Below are 13,366 nucleotides of genomic sequence, written 5' to 3'. Positions count from 1 at the left end.
AAATGTTGGGGTGGCATAGGAGGGCGAGCCCCTCTTATCCTACCCCGAATGTCTGATGTTTGAATTGATGATGCAAGAGAATACGGTTTCGCAAGCGATCATAACGCCGAAAACCAAAGGCATTTCTCTTAATCACCTTCGTTTGATTATTCAGTCCTTCGATAAAACCATTGTTTAAGCCAAACGCGAAGCTATTCAAGATCTCGGTCTGCCAGTTCTTCAGCGTCTGAATGGCTCGGTGGAACTCCTTTAACGGGCTCGCCTCCACTCTTCGGTAAAAGGCGTAGAGCCCTTGCTTCACCTCGCTCATTCGTCCTTCCCTTCCTTGCATCTTCGCTTCTTGATACCACCGACGAAAATGTTCTTTTAGCTCATACGCTTCCCTTAAATCAGGGGATAGCTCTAAGTACCGCTCCACCTTCTTCTTTTGCTTATCATCCAGTCCTTCTCTCTCTTTCTGAAACAGATGTTTGATCCGTTTACATCGTTTTCGATGATACGGATGGAACGCTTTTTGCACTCGGCGGCGAACCCCTTCCAGAGCCCAGTAGATGTAACGACAGAAATGGAACGGATCCCCAATGATGAGCGGGTGGCCTAAGGCCTTTTGAACAGCCGACTTGAAGGTATAACTAAGATCCATCACGACCGTTTTTACATGATGACCCTTCTCTTGAAGATATCGTTTAAGCGTATCGGCTTTACGATCCGGTAAGATATCCAGTGGCTTCCGTGTATCTGCATCCGCAATGATTACTTGATATTTCCCCGCATTCGTATCCCCTTTGTAATCATCAATCGCAATCCGAGGAGGAAGGTGATCCACCTTCTTCACGAGGGGGGCCGCCAATTGATCAAACCGGCGCATGGCAGTTGTCACGGACGTTTGGAATTGATTCGCTGTGTCCGTAAAGTTCTTCCCTTGAATGAGCCGTAAGCGGAACGCTTGATTCCATTCCACTGTCTGACGCTGATATCGCTCTACAAAAGAGGCTTTCTCCGCAAACCGCTTCCCGCATCTGCACGCGTACCGGCGCTTTCGATAGAATAGATACACCCACCGTTCAAAGAGCTTGAGATGTTGAACTTTTTGGATGCGGTAATCATGGATTCTCTCGGTTCTCTTCCCGCAGGATGGGCAACGATGAGGCGTTCGCGGCATTTCTACATGGAGCGCGATAAAGTCCTCTCGTTCCTCCATCTTTGTGACCTTCACACCTTTTAATCCGGGCAAATCCATGGTAAAATTCATCGTACACGCAGCTCCTATCCTTTCTTTGTTTCTCAACAATTCAAGGATAATGGATAAAGGAGCCTGCGTGCATTTTTTTTGCCCTCTTTTGTGCAAAAACCCCAACATTTATTGTAGAGCCAAAATTCTAGTGGGCGTAATGATTGATTCATGTTACGATATAAAACATAAAATATAATCTTTAATAGGGGAAAGAGTTAAAGGAGTGGAGAGCGTGAAGCGAGCATACAATTTTAATGCTGGTCCATCAGCTTTACCAATGGAGGTTCTTGAAAAAGCCCAAAGCGAGTTGTTGGACTTTGAAAACACGGGCATGTCCGTAATGGAGTTAAGCCATCGAAGCAAAGAGTACGAAAACGTTCATCATACAGCAGCTCAGTTATTACGTGATTTATTAAACATCCCTGAAGATTATGATGTTCTGTTTTTACAAGGAGGGGCCAGCCTCCAATTTGCGATGATTCCACTGAATTTTTTAGATGAGGGAAAGGTTGCCAACTATATTCTAACCGGTTCTTGGTCTGAAAAAGCATTAAAAGAAGCGAAGTTTATCGGAAAAACCGCTATCGCTGGTTCAACAAAGGAATCAAACTATACGTTTATCCCTGATATATCATCGCTTCAGTACAATGAGCATGACAGCTATGTTCATTTGACATCAAACAATACGATTTTCGGCACGCAATGGCACACATATCCATCCGTTAGCCATGCACCTCTTATTGTGGATATGTCTAGTGATATTTTATCACGGCCGCTTCCAGTCAAAAGTTTTGATCTGATTTACGCTGGAGCGCAAAAAAATCTCGGTCCATCTGGTGTAACAGTCGTTATTATTCGCAAGGAATTGCTAAAACGAAACGTTGATCACGTCCCAACCATGCTCCGTTATCAAACACATGCGGAGAAACAGTCGCTATACAACACGCCACCAACCTTTGGTATTTATATGTTAAAAGAAGTACTTCAATGGTTGAAAAACATCGGTGGAACCGAGCAGATTGCTGAACGAAATCAGACAAAAGCCAACCTCATCTATGGTGCGATTGATGAAAGCGAACAGTTCTACAAAGGGCATGCGACTAAAGAGAGCCGATCTTTAATGAACGTGACCTTTACACTGCCTACCGAAGAGCTGACCCAACAGTTTTTATCAGAAGCAAAAGAAAAAGGGTTTGTCGGCTTAAATGGACATCGTTCAGTCGGTGGATGTCGCGCTTCCATTTATAATGGCGTACCAGTAGAAGCCTGTGAAGCGTTGGCTGACTTCATGCATTCGTTTTATCAAACGCACCGCTAGACCGTCTTAGGAAAATCTCAGCTGGACGAGAAAGTAGGCACACGCTCCACTCGTAAGAAAGACGAATAGTACGATCCATGCCCTTACTTTCCACCGCTCTCGTTGCTTCTTATCTTTTGCGATTAAATACAAGGTGTGTAAAAAGGCATATATAGATAAAAGCGAAACAGAAAAAAGAAATAAAATGAGCGCGTCCATGTGATTTTCCTCCTTTTTCCTATCACTTATATGTGGACATAAGGGAATTCATGACTCTAATTTAAGTGAGGTGTTGTTTCGTGAAGATTAGGCCATTTTTTTACGGCGCCCTGACAGGGGCTATCCTCGCTAGTATTGCAACGTTGTTGATTGCACCTACATCAGGTAAAGAACTGCAGAAAAAGTGTAAGGCAAAAGGTCGTTCCTTGCAGCAATCACTAGAGCAAATGAAGCATGACGGAATCCAATTAAAGGATAGAATAAACAAAACTTCCAAGATAACTTCTGAAGCGTTGAAAACCGTTGGGCCTGAAATCAAAACGTCTCTTGACCAATGGAAAGAAGACGTGGACCCTTCCTTGCAAAAGCTCAAGGATGATATTGAGCAGTTACAAAAGGCTGTTTCCGTGAGAACGGAGCAATAGCCAGAACATCACTTTGATCCTTTACATCGTCAAATAAGGTGAAGCAGCTCCTCGTAGCTGCTTTCTTTTGATCTGTATTATGCCAATGAATAGAATTTAGAATTTTTTAAAAAATTATTTAAATCCTTTTTATTTTTGCTATAATAGAAATCATAAAAGTATCCGAAAATAATTTTCTAAAATGATGAAGCTTTCCTAAAAGACAAGATAAAGAGAGAAGACAGAATTTTCGAGTATGGGAGGAGAACCATGGAGCAACAAACAGCTTACTCCTTAAAACAGTCGATCATCTTTAGTCATAAGTTTGCTCAGCTCAGCAAAGCGTTGTGGAAGTCTGTCGAGAAAGATTGGCAAACATGGATTAAACCGTTTAACTTGAACATCAATGAGCACCATATCCTTTGGATCACCTATCACCTTGATGGAGCTTCCATTTCGGACATTGCTAAATTTGGTGTCATGCATGTGTCAACAGCATTTAACTTTTCAAAAAAATTAGAAGAGCGCGGCCTCTTAACGTTTTCAAAACGTGAGCATGATAAGCGAAACACGTATGTTGATTTAACAGAACAAGGTAGAGAGTTGTTTCTCGAAACTTTAGAAGCGTATAAACCGTCCACTTACAGTGTGTATGGTGGGGCATTGCCAATCAAAGACCTTTATGGAAAGTTCCCTGAATTTTCCGAGCTGTTGAGCATCGTGCGCCATGTTTATGGGCCTGATTTTATTGACATGTTCGAAACTGCGCTCACCCGACTAGAAGACGGCTTTATTGAAGAGGATGGAAAGCTTAAAGCTGTCGATAGTGAAACAAGATCAACCGTTTAGCCAATCACGTACCTGCAGAAAATGATCCGTTGGTCTTGATCATAATACATTAAACAGAAAACAGGAAACTCCTTCCTGCTTTCTGTTTTTTTTTTTTTTGCAATTGTCGAAATTACATTTTTTTTGTCATACCTATTGCATTCCATGAAAAATCGTCGTAAATTATCTAGGTAGACTGGGAGGGAGACAACAATGAATTGCTGGAAATCCATTAACATTGAACGGGACTATGGGACGTTGCGATTAGCCATGATTTCAGCAACGACGATGCTAATGACGTTTCTCGTCTACTATTTAGTGTTAAGCTCATTGATAAAAGTGCCACCATATCTAGGGTTTGGTCCCTATTTATATATTGTAGGAGCGATTGGAGTCATCGGATTACACAAGCTGCTCCACATCTTCCCGCTGTGGGTATGTGGCCAACGACTTATAATTGAACGAAATAACAAAGGCTTCTTACCTTTTCTAAACATTAAAACAAAAGACCCGTTATCAAAAAATTTATTTCTCTTTTCTTTGCTTTTCCCTGGGGTTGTCATCACGATTATCTGTTCAATAAGTGTGCTGCTGTTCCCACAAGGCTTGCATCTATTCGCCATTTTAACAGCTATCAACCTCGGACTTGCTGTTTATGATATCGTCTATGCCCTACAAGTGGTGAAAGCACCAAAGGCTTCGTTGATTGAAAACCATCGAACGGGCTTTCATATTCTCATTCGCCATGTGGGCTAACTCAATGACTGAAGAACTTGAGAAGAACCTCATGCTAAAAGCTTCTTAACGTCAAAAAAGAGGTTACCAAAAGCTAAATTGGTAACCTCTTTTTTATGGTTACGGGTGAACAATCATCTCCGCTTCGATTTGATCACTGTATAAATCAAACGTACGAAAACGAAACGATAACCGCTCATCTACCTGAAGAGTCGTTACTTCGGCTACAACAAGACGTTCCTTCGGATAAAAAACGACCCACTCTGGAATATCTTCCATTTGACTCATCCATTGCAAGATGTGCTCAATCGGCAGTTGGATCCCGCCTAACGAGAAGGAATCCACTTCTAACACGAGATCCCCATTTTGCGCGACGGTAGGTAACAGTTGAATGGTGATTGGCGCCTGGAACCCTAACAACTGCATATTTGCCTGAAATTCAACGTGCTCGTCTGTCAATACTACACGATACGGCGGCTCCCCATCTTCTATTAAGTTGGCAATTTCCACTTCCATTAAGCGGTTTAGGCGATCACGATCTGTCGTAATCGTAAAGCTCGCTTCACCTTTCATTTCTTCTGCATCCTCAAAATGATAAGGTTCACTGCTCCATGACAAACGGAACAAAAAAGCGAGCACAGTTGCAAAAATGAGTGTAAGCAGAGCTAATAGAACAAAAAAGCCCAGTTTCCAAGAAAAGGTCCCTTTAGTGCGAAACATGTATACTCCCCCTCTTCCATTCTACGATCGCCCAACTAAAAAGTACTGTTGCCTTTCCGTTCTTCTTAAGTATGATTTGCTGTCTTTCTTAGGTCAACTTATTGTTATGCCTCTAGGAAGTAGATGATAAATTCTCTCAATCTCCTATCTTTTTTCTCAATCATTTGGTACAGTATCAATATGACCCTAGGAATTGGAGGAAGAGGAATGGTCTCCTTTTTTGTGATTTTTGCATTATTCATTTTATATTTAATTAACACGTTAACAGATGCTCTTTGCAATCAAAAGGAAATTCCGGTTGATAAACAGCCGAAAGTCTTCCGAACGATCAATATTTTAATGACCATCTTATTAACGTCTACGTATGTAAAGGTACTGTTCACATAATAGCATCCCTCGGGTAGAAACCCTTAAGAGGAAGAAAGAGGTGCATGTTTCGAAGCGACCTCCTTTTTTCCTCTCTCGACAAAGATAAAAGATGGAGGCTATATAGCCTCCATCTTTTATCTTTTATCATTAGCACACCCATGCTGCTCCAATGATGACTAATAATATAAACAACACAACAATTAACGCAAATCCACCATGATGAGGTACACTCATTTTCAGAAGCTCCTCCTTTTATCTAGTCAACTTCAGTAAGAGGCGTGTTTGTTAGTAATACCAAGCTGCTCCGACAATTACTAAAAGGATGAACAGCACAACGATTAACGCGAATCCACCGTGGTAAGCGCCAGACATGCTAACACCTCCTCTGAGCTTTGTTACCTTATCGTATGCAGGCGAAATAGAGACGTACTGGGCAGCTGACCTAATTATGAAACAACAACCTAACCTTTCCTTTTCTCTAGAAAAGTTGCGTCAAATGAACCCTTTTTTCTTTGGGGCAATTTGTGCTATAGTTAGGTCTGTACACCTTATGAAAAAAAGGAACTTACTTCAATTTGTTTTTGATAATGAGGGAGTGGAAAACGATGAAAAAACGCCATTTATTAATTGCTGGACTAGCTTGCATGATGATTTTAGGTGCATGCAATAACGATGACGCAGGCTCTAGTGGCCAAGCCGTTGTCGAAGTCGATGGACACGAAATTTCTGATGCTGAATTCGTCGACATGTTAAAAGAACGCTATGGAGAGGCTATTCTTCAAGAACTTGTTCAAAGACATTTAATTTCCCAAGCAGCAGACTCAGTGGAAATCCCACAGGAAGAGATTGATGAAGAACTCGAAACATTCAAAAGCCAAATCGGGGTAGAAACTGACGATGAAATGCTTGATGCATTAAGCAACCAATTTGGCATCACCGTCGAAAACAAAGAGGAGTTCGTAAATGAGTATATTCTACCACCTTTAGTCCTTGAGAAACTAGCGGTTGAAGGTGTTGAAATCACAGATGAGGAAAAACAAGCGTACTTTGATGAGAATCGTGACTCTTTGATCGAAGTGGAAGCGAGCCACATCTTAGTCGAAGATGAAGAGACGGCCGAGGAAGTGCTTGATCGCCTTGAAGCAGGTGATGATTTTGCAGAATTGGCAAGTGAATATTCTGTTGATCCTAGCGCTGAAGCGAACAACGGTGATCTTGGCTTCTTTGGTAAAGGAGACATGGTCCCTGAGTTTGAGGAAGCGGCCTTTAACATGGAGATCGATGAGGTTAGTGAACCAGTAGAGTCCACGTATGGATACCACATTATTTTAGTTACCGATCGCAAGGACTCTTATGAAGAACTAGAAGAAAAAATTCATGACACCCTCATGAGAGAACGTTCCCGTACCCAAGAGGAAGTGTTACGTGACTTGCTTGCCCAAGCAGATATTAACGTTCTTGATGATCAATTTGAAGGACTTTTTGACCTACCGGATGCTCCTCCTGTAGAAGATACACCTGAAATAGACGGTGAGGACGCGAGCGACGAGGCAGAAGACCAAGCAGAGGATGCTGATGAAAACGCTGAAGAGGAAGACGAATCGTAATGAACTTGAAAGGCACCTTTACAGCTAGGCTTAAGGTGCCTTTTTTTGATGGAACAATCGGTTCATTTGTGTGGAATTACCTGGAATGTAACTCCTAAATAACACAAAAACGGATCAGACTCACTGTCCAATGCCTGATCCATCGATCGCTTTTTAGTCTTCTTTTTGTTCGACAGCTCGCTTTTCTCGAACACGTTCTAAGAACGCTTCTCCTTCCTTCTCAATCCATTCTTGATCCGTTTTGCGATCCTCAATCGTATATTTTACCGAAAGATAGCCGCTTAGAAGAATACCTGCAATCACAAAGTAGACCCACCACGGACTGCTAGCTAGAAAAGAGCCTAAAGGGGTTTGGGTGAGAAGAAAAATAACTACCATTACAGCTACAAGAAGTAAAGCTAAAAGACGATTATTAGATGGCGTGCTCATAACTTTGTCCCCTCCTTTTCATTTCTTTCACATTCTATGAAAAGGAGAGACAAGTTATGCTATGAAAGATCTAAAGGGGGTTCATGAAAATTCGGTTTGTAGAAAGAGCGATTGTCCATTGCCTTGATTCGCTCTGAAAACTCTCCTGGTTGTACCCGTTCCAAGGCGCGATCCATCATGTTCATCTTGGCGTCAATGTTATCAATCATATGTAAAATTTCAGCTTCACGGATCAGCGGTGGCTTTGGACTTCCCCACTCTCCCTTGCTATGATGGGCAAGAACAAGGTGTTGAAGGATAACCACTTCCTCGCCTTCTATGCCGAGCTCATTGGCTGTCTCCCCAATCTCATTCACTAAAATGGAGATGTGCCCGAGTAATTTTCCTTCAATCGTATACGTTGTATCAATAGGCCCTGATAGCTCTTTTACTTTTCCGAGGTCATGCAAAATGATGCCAGCATAGAGCAGATCTGTATCAAGTGTCGGATAAAGCGCGGCTAAAGACTTCGCAACATTCAACATACAAACGACGTGATACGCAAGCCCTGATACAAACTCGTGATGATTGGTTGTGGCTGCTGGATACTCCAAAAAGGCTGTCTGATGCTTTTTTAAGAGGTGACGTGTCATTCGTTGAATCTTCGGGTTTTTCATTTCAAAGATGTATTGCGTAATTTGTTCCAACATATCGTCAGGCGAAAGGGGGGCAGAGCGAACAAAATCAGATACTTTCACTTGGTCTATCGCCGTCGTTGGTCGTATGCTCCCAATTTTCAGTTGCTGTCTGCCGCGGTATTCAGATAGTTGTCCACTAATATGAACGATGGCCCCACTCACAAACGTCGCCTCATCTTCAGGAGAACAGCCCCATAACTTTGCCTCAATCTCCCCCGTGTGATCACTTAGGATCAACGTCAAAAATGGCTTACCGTTGCTTGCAACCGCCTTTGTTGCCGATTTAATCAAAAAATAGCTTTCTAGCGCTTCCCCTACTTGATAATACAAAATGCCTCTGCTCAACAGTTCCTCACCTCTAATCTTCGTTTCCCTACGAGTTTATCATTATTATAGCATAGTCCTTCTTTCACAGCCTTCCCTATGCGAGCGATAAAAGTGATGAACAGCTCTACCACATATCTAGGCATTCCTAAACAAAACTCAGGGATAGCCGGATCCTTTAGCAAAGCTGTAGTAGCACTTATACTTAACTTTCGAATGATCTTCATTCTTTACTGGAAAAAAGCCGAACCTATCACGGGCTCGACTTCTCAGGGTGCTTCCCTTGACTTGCTCTTTTTGACAACCAACGAAAGGTTGCACCTAAACTAGCGAACATAACGAACGCGCCAACGGTGTAAGGGAGAAACATATTCCACTCAAATAATAAACCTGCTAGAAGGGCTCCTACGACGTTTCCTAAACTAAGAAAGGAGTTATTCAAGCCCATGATCATTCCTTGCTGATCCTCTGCCATTTTCGATAGAAAAGATTGAACGGCTGGGCGCAAAATCGAGTTTCCTAAAAAGAACAAGCACGTAGTTGCAATAACCGTCCAATAATTAAATGCTAGCATCATGATTAAAAACCCTATACCGCTCAGACTGAGAGAACCAAGGACTACTTTTTCCTCTCCATATCTTTCAGTTAATCTTCCTACTAGACTGCCTTGGGCGATCGCACCTACGATCCCTGTGAGCACCATGATGAATCCAACTTCACTCGGATTATAGTGAAAGCGATGAAGGGCAAAGATGCCAAAAATCGTTTGAAAATTGGCTAGTCCAAAGCTCAACCCAAACACAAGAAAGAGCAAAAAACCGATAGGACTGCGGACCGCCTGCCACATTTGCACAAATTGGTTCACAGGTTCCACTTCAGTTTTACGCTTTTCTAACGGTAACGATTCAGGAAGCCATAAGAGTGAGAATATGGCAGCGAAAGAAGCCGCAAACCCAGCGAATAAAAATGGTGTCGCTAAGCTGAATTCTGCTAGCCAACCACCAATCCCTGGGCCGACGACAATTCCGAGAGCCATAGACGCACCAAGCAGCCCCATGCCATGTCCTCGTTTTTCTTCGCTCGTCCGATCAGACACATACGCCATCGCGGCTGGCATAACCGCTGAACCAAATGCCCCTGCAAGTATTCGGGACACGAACAACATCCAGAACTGTGTGGCAAAAGCAAAAATAAATTCTGCTACAGCAAAGCCGAACATACCTACCGCAATTAACGGCTTTCGCCCCACTTTATCAGAGAGTCTTCCCCAAAAAGGGGCCAACAAAAATTGCATGAATGAAAAGATGGCAATTAACAATCCTAGTTCAACGCTCGATGCCCCGAATGCTTCAATATAATAAGGTAGAATGGGAATAACTAAGCCGATGCCCATCATGACGACAAACATATTGACCATCAGCATGAGCAACGGTTTTCGTTCAGAACGGGTCATCTAAACATCCCTACTTTAAACGTTTTTGAACTCCTTCTCCATTAGTTACTTTTCGATCTCGCCTTTTCTTCTGCTTCTTCTCTTTTTCCTCTTTCACAGCAGGAATCGAGATCGTAAATTTCACACCTTGTCCCGTATTTTCAACGACCGCTTCTCCTTGGTGGAGTTCAGCAATTTGCTTAACTATCGCAAGCCCGAGCCCAAACTTCCCTTTGTTTCCTTTATAAAACGGATTAAACAATTGTGGCAGATCTGCATCCGGAATGGGCTTGCCGTTGTTTTCAACGCTAATTTTCAACAAGTCAGCATCTTCGGTTGCTCGAATCCAAATGGTATCTTTTGCATAACGTAAGGCGTTTTCTATTAAATTTTCGAGAAGAACTTCAATTTGTTCTTCATCTCCAAATATTTTCTTATCTGCGCCTTCAACGATTATTTTTACATCTTCCCGCTGCATGCGAAAACGTTCTTCGATCGTAAACGCAACTTTACCAAAGAGAAACACCGAGTGCTCCACCCGTTCCTCTTTAATCGAATCGAGCTTTGTGTAATAGAGCATGTCAATCACTCGACGCTCCATACGATTCGCTTCTTCCGAAATGACATCCATTGTCTTCTCAATCGAATCTTTTGGTAAAATGCCATCTTTTACTGATTGGGCATAGCTTTTAATAACCATAATCGGCGTCTTTAATTCATGAGAGGCGTGCTGAATAAATGTTTTCTGTGACTGGTCATAGCGAACAAGGTTTTGCCGCATCCGTTCAAATTGATTTGATAGCTTCTGAAAATCTTCGTCGCCTTCCCACTTGAAAGGCTCTTTCCAATTTCGATCAGCTATTTGTTCGAGACGGTTTCCTAATAGAATGAGCGGCTGACGCAAATAATGCTTTAACCAAATGGCCGGCAACAAACTTAGGGCACTTGAGAGCAATAAAATATAAAGCAGTCGTTCCCATAATCGGTTGACCATCGAATCGCGATACGTGTCCCACATGTAAGAGATTAAATAGCCTTCTCGCCCAAAGCTGTTAAATTTCGTTACCACATAAAAAATCGTTGCACCATTATAGCTTAATTCGTAACGACCTCTGGACTGCTCTTGATTAAACGCCTTTTGGGCCATTTCATGTAACACCTCGGTCGGCTGTGGAACATCTCCATAGGCCGATTCACCAAGAGATGAATTAATTTGAAAGTGGTAAACGAACGTATCGGCTTCTTGGCGTTCTCGGAAATCGACATCATTTCGCGGCGGATTCATATAATCAATCAAAGGGTTCACCTGACGTGCCTGCGCTAATTCGATCATACGATAGGTCTCTTCTGTCATCGTTCCTTTAATCGAAATAGGATAAATAATAATGATTGACAGTCCCACGAGAAAGATGAGTGAGAAAAAGGCAAGCCAAATCCTTTGTGTTAAATTGACGCGAATCATGAAGAGAGAACCCTGTACCCGTAACCATATAATGTCTCTAAATGAATCCGCGGCATTTTCTTACGCACCCTCCGAACGACATCATCAACCGCACGCTCAGAGCCGAAATAATTTTCTCCCCATACATGCTCAATGATCCGCTCTCGAGAGAATGCTTTGCCGATGTCTCCTGTCAATAGCAAGATTAAATCCATCTCTTTTGTTGTCAAATCGACAGACTCATCATTATTTTCTTGATCGATGACCGTACGTCCCACTGGATCAATGACATAATGATTAATTTCGATCTTTCGTTGCTCCTGTGACGAGGAACCGTAAACACGATTTAAAAGCTTTTTCGCTCGAATAATTAATTCTTGCGGCAGAAAAGGCTTAGCTAAATAATCGTCACTCCCCATCTCAAGTCCTAAAACCCGATCCAAGTCTTGATCCCGAGCCGAGATGAAAATGACAGGGGTATCCCCTTTTTCTTTAATTTGCTTTAATAATTGATAACCATCTGTTCCCGGAAGCATAATATCTAGTATCCATAAGTGAGGCTGTTGTTCACTAATGGCTTCTTGTGCTGCATTTCCATCAGTAAACACTCTCACACTCCATCCTTCTTTTTCAAGATACGCTTTTAATACTTCAGAAAGATTTGCTTCATCTTCTACTAAATGCACGAGATATTCCGACATCTTGCATCCTCCTTTATACCGCTTTCTAGCGATACTTATCGATTATTTTAACTGATTTTCAATCCGAGAATAAACGAATTCAAACTTTTTGATCGGTTTCCCATACTTTTCATGAAACGACCACGGCTTTTAAGTCTCATTCCATATTATTTCCTGGGAAAACACCCTTTATCTCGAAGAAAATTCACTAAAGAGAGCCCTTTATCTATCTATTATGTAGTATAGCAAATTTCAGCCATCGTCAATAGCTTGTCCATTGCATAATGGTAGCTTACCATTCGTGAGCTACCTCCACCATTTCCACCATGTCATTCACCACACGCGCCAGATGGTCTTCGGGGATGAGATCGCTAAAATCCATTGGAAGGACTAATTGGTCCATGTTATAATAAATGAAAGTAGCTATAGAGTTACTCAAAAGAATCGCCTCCGTTTTCTTATTTTGTTTGTGTGGGTACTTACATTATAACGAACGGGGCGATTTTTTTGTATTCAAAAGGGCTGCCCATAAGTCAATCATTTTGACTTATGAGACAGCCCCGACCTTCTATTGTTATTCTTTCACCTTTCTTTAATACAAGGCAGCGATAGCTGTCAATGCAGCTAATGGTAAAATGAGTCGTCCCCAGCGCCTCGGGCGTGGAAAAAATGGATAAGGATATGGATAAAAATAAGGGTACGGATAATATGGGTAAAAGCGTTCTTCCCCCCTTGCTCCCATCATTTGCTGTGGTACCTGGCCATTCATTGAATAAAATAAGCTTTCATTATCCATCTCCATATAATCACCGTTATCATCAATCGGAACCAACAAAGATACATTTTCATGATCGACCTGTTCCAAAAACCCTTTATAGGTTCCGTACGGGTGAGTGTTCACTTGAACCATTTGATGCAAGTGCTGTTGACAAAGCATTTGCATATTCATGACATCATCCTCCTCTTCTTT

Annotated in this window: 18 protein-coding genes; 6 read left to right on the top strand and 12 right to left on the bottom strand. The window is 42.1% G+C overall.

Annotation, left to right across the window (positions count from 1 at the left end):
* Window positions 1–34: 34 nt before the first annotated feature.
* Window positions 35–1,252 carry an ISL3-like element IS651 family transposase gene (locus tag FED51_RS06600; protein ID WP_138090175.1) on the bottom strand — a complete coding sequence of 406 codons (1,218 nt, stop codon included), beginning with the start codon at window positions 1,250–1,252 and terminating at the stop codon, window positions 35–37.
* A gap of 214 nt (window positions 1,253–1,466) precedes the next feature.
* Between FED51_RS06600 and serC the strand changes: the two genes are divergently transcribed.
* A complete protein-coding gene (serC, locus tag FED51_RS06595; protein WP_053431621.1) occupies window positions 1,467–2,552 on the top strand; it encodes a phosphoserine transaminase in 1,086 nt (361 codons plus the stop codon).
* A 6-nt stretch (window positions 2,553–2,558) separates the two neighbouring features.
* Here the strand turns inward: serC and FED51_RS06590 are convergent, their stop codons facing one another.
* Window positions 2,559–2,750 carry a hypothetical protein gene (locus tag FED51_RS06590; RefSeq protein WP_053431622.1) on the bottom strand — a complete coding sequence of 64 codons (192 nt, stop codon included), beginning with the start codon at window positions 2,748–2,750 and terminating at the stop codon, window positions 2,559–2,561.
* An 80-nt stretch (window positions 2,751–2,830) separates the two neighbouring features.
* Between FED51_RS06590 and FED51_RS06585 the strand changes: the two genes are divergently transcribed.
* The 3 genes from FED51_RS06585 (at window position 2,831) to FED51_RS06575 (ending at window position 4,738) form a co-directional block, all read left to right on the top strand.
* A complete protein-coding gene (locus tag FED51_RS06585) occupies window positions 2,831–3,175 on the top strand; it encodes a YtxH domain-containing protein (RefSeq protein WP_053431623.1) in 345 nt (114 codons plus the stop codon).
* Between the two features lie 249 nt (window positions 3,176–3,424).
* Complete coding sequence (locus tag FED51_RS06580) at window positions 3,425–4,003, top strand: HTH-type transcriptional regulator Hpr (RefSeq protein WP_053431624.1); 579 nt, start codon at window positions 3,425–3,427, stop codon at window positions 4,001–4,003.
* Window positions 4,004–4,195: 192 nt separating this feature from the next.
* The gene (locus tag FED51_RS06575; RefSeq protein WP_053431625.1) at window positions 4,196–4,738 is read left to right on the top strand and encodes a DUF3267 domain-containing protein; all 543 of its coding nucleotides are present in this window, start codon (window positions 4,196–4,198) and stop codon (window positions 4,736–4,738) included.
* A gap of 99 nt (window positions 4,739–4,837) precedes the next feature.
* On the opposite strand, the gene FED51_RS06570 is transcribed toward FED51_RS06575, so the two are convergent.
* Window positions 4,838–5,437: a YpmS family protein gene (locus FED51_RS06570; RefSeq protein ID WP_053431626.1), complete on the bottom strand. Its 600-nt coding sequence runs from the start codon at window positions 5,435–5,437 to the stop codon at window positions 4,838–4,840.
* A 207-nt stretch (window positions 5,438–5,644) separates the two neighbouring features.
* Between FED51_RS06570 and FED51_RS06565 the strand changes: the two genes are divergently transcribed.
* Window positions 5,645–5,824: a hypothetical protein gene (locus tag FED51_RS06565; RefSeq protein WP_053431627.1), complete on the top strand. Its 180-nt coding sequence runs from the start codon at window positions 5,645–5,647 to the stop codon at window positions 5,822–5,824.
* Between the two features lie 129 nt (window positions 5,825–5,953).
* Here FED51_RS06565 and FED51_RS06560 read toward each other — a convergent pair whose 3' ends face one another.
* Complete coding sequence (locus FED51_RS06560) at window positions 5,954–6,040, bottom strand: YjcZ family sporulation protein (RefSeq protein WP_010897349.1); 87 nt, start codon at window positions 6,038–6,040, stop codon at window positions 5,954–5,956.
* 51 nt (window positions 6,041–6,091) lie between these two features.
* Entirely contained in the window at window positions 6,092–6,178 is an 87-nt protein-coding gene (locus tag FED51_RS06555; RefSeq protein WP_010897348.1) for a YjcZ family sporulation protein, read from the bottom strand.
* Between the two features lie 233 nt (window positions 6,179–6,411).
* On the opposite strand from FED51_RS06555, the gene FED51_RS06550 reads away from it, so the two are divergent.
* Window positions 6,412–7,413, top strand: coding sequence for a peptidylprolyl isomerase (locus FED51_RS06550; RefSeq protein WP_053431628.1), 1,002 nt, complete (start codon window positions 6,412–6,414; stop codon window positions 7,411–7,413).
* A 153-nt stretch (window positions 7,414–7,566) separates the two neighbouring features.
* Here the strand turns inward: FED51_RS06550 and FED51_RS06545 are convergent, their stop codons facing one another.
* From FED51_RS06545 to FED51_RS06520, 7 genes are all read right to left on the bottom strand, one after another.
* The gene (locus FED51_RS06545; RefSeq protein ID WP_083445574.1) at window positions 7,567–7,842 is read right to left on the bottom strand and encodes a sporulation YhaL family protein; all 276 of its coding nucleotides are present in this window, start codon (window positions 7,840–7,842) and stop codon (window positions 7,567–7,569) included.
* Window positions 7,843–7,901: 59 nt separating this feature from the next.
* Window positions 7,902–8,864: a 3'-5' exoribonuclease YhaM gene (gene yhaM / locus FED51_RS06540; protein ID WP_053431629.1), complete on the bottom strand. Its 963-nt coding sequence runs from the start codon at window positions 8,862–8,864 to the stop codon at window positions 7,902–7,904.
* Between the two features lie 232 nt (window positions 8,865–9,096).
* Window positions 9,097–10,296: an MFS transporter gene (locus FED51_RS06535; RefSeq protein ID WP_053431630.1), complete on the bottom strand. Its 1,200-nt coding sequence runs from the start codon at window positions 10,294–10,296 to the stop codon at window positions 9,097–9,099.
* 10 nt (window positions 10,297–10,306) lie between these two features.
* A complete protein-coding gene (locus FED51_RS06530) occupies window positions 10,307–11,737 on the bottom strand; it encodes a sensor histidine kinase (protein ID WP_053431631.1) in 1,431 nt (476 codons plus the stop codon).
* A complete protein-coding gene (locus FED51_RS06525) occupies window positions 11,734–12,417 on the bottom strand; it encodes a response regulator transcription factor (protein WP_053431632.1) in 684 nt (227 codons plus the stop codon). Before FED51_RS06525 ends, FED51_RS06530 begins: the two co-directional genes overlap by 4 nt.
* Before the next feature lie 271 nt (window positions 12,418–12,688).
* A complete protein-coding gene (locus FED51_RS21045; RefSeq protein ID WP_175414310.1) occupies window positions 12,689–12,835 on the bottom strand; it encodes a hypothetical protein in 147 nt (48 codons plus the stop codon).
* Between the two features lie 153 nt (window positions 12,836–12,988).
* Entirely contained in the window at window positions 12,989–13,345 is a 357-nt protein-coding gene (locus tag FED51_RS06520; protein ID WP_010897341.1) for a hypothetical protein, read from the bottom strand.
* Between the last annotated feature and the right edge of the window lie 21 nt (window positions 13,346–13,366).

It is taken from the genome of Halalkalibacterium halodurans, from assembly GCF_005671335.1.
GTDB lineage: Bacteria > Bacillota > Bacilli > Bacillales > Bacillaceae_D > Halalkalibacterium > Halalkalibacterium halodurans.
This window is presented reverse-complemented; position numbering and strand designations above follow the sequence as displayed.

Excerpts from the sequence above, each read along its gene's own strand:
- FED51_RS06575 (WP_053431625.1), top strand. The coding sequence starts at position 4,196 with ATGAATTGCTGGAAATCCATTAACATTGAACGGGACTATGGGACGTTG.
- FED51_RS06535 (WP_053431630.1), bottom strand. The coding sequence starts at position 10,296 with ATGACCCGTTCTGAACGAAAACCGTTGCTCATGCTGATGGTCAATATG.
- FED51_RS06550 (WP_053431628.1), top strand. The coding sequence starts at position 6,412 with ATGAAAAAACGCCATTTATTAATTGCTGGACTAGCTTGCATGATGATT.
- FED51_RS06580 (WP_053431624.1), top strand. The coding sequence starts at position 3,425 with ATGGAGCAACAAACAGCTTACTCCTTAAAACAGTCGATCATCTTTAGT.
- FED51_RS06525 (WP_053431632.1), bottom strand. The coding sequence starts at position 12,417 with ATGTCGGAATATCTCGTGCATTTAGTAGAAGATGAAGCAAATCTTTCT.
- FED51_RS06520 (WP_010897341.1), bottom strand. The coding sequence starts at position 13,345 with ATGAATATGCAAATGCTTTGTCAACAGCACTTGCATCAAATGGTTCAA.
- FED51_RS06565 (WP_053431627.1), top strand. The coding sequence starts at position 5,645 with ATGGTCTCCTTTTTTGTGATTTTTGCATTATTCATTTTATATTTAATT.
- FED51_RS06545 (WP_083445574.1), bottom strand. The coding sequence starts at position 7,842 with ATGAGCACGCCATCTAATAATCGTCTTTTAGCTTTACTTCTTGTAGCT.
- FED51_RS06555 (WP_010897348.1), bottom strand. The coding sequence starts at position 6,178 with ATGTCTGGCGCTTACCACGGTGGATTCGCGTTAATCGTTGTGCTGTTC.
- FED51_RS06570 (WP_053431626.1), bottom strand. The coding sequence starts at position 5,437 with ATGTTTCGCACTAAAGGGACCTTTTCTTGGAAACTGGGCTTTTTTGTT.
- FED51_RS06600 (WP_138090175.1), bottom strand. The coding sequence starts at position 1,252 with ATGAATTTTACCATGGATTTGCCCGGATTAAAAGGTGTGAAGGTCACA.
- FED51_RS06590 (WP_053431622.1), bottom strand. The coding sequence starts at position 2,750 with ATGGACGCGCTCATTTTATTTCTTTTTTCTGTTTCGCTTTTATCTATA.
- FED51_RS06530 (WP_053431631.1), bottom strand. The coding sequence starts at position 11,737 with ATGATTCGCGTCAATTTAACACAAAGGATTTGGCTTGCCTTTTTCTCA.
- FED51_RS06560 (WP_010897349.1), bottom strand. The coding sequence starts at position 6,040 with ATGAGTGTACCTCATCATGGTGGATTTGCGTTAATTGTTGTGTTGTTT.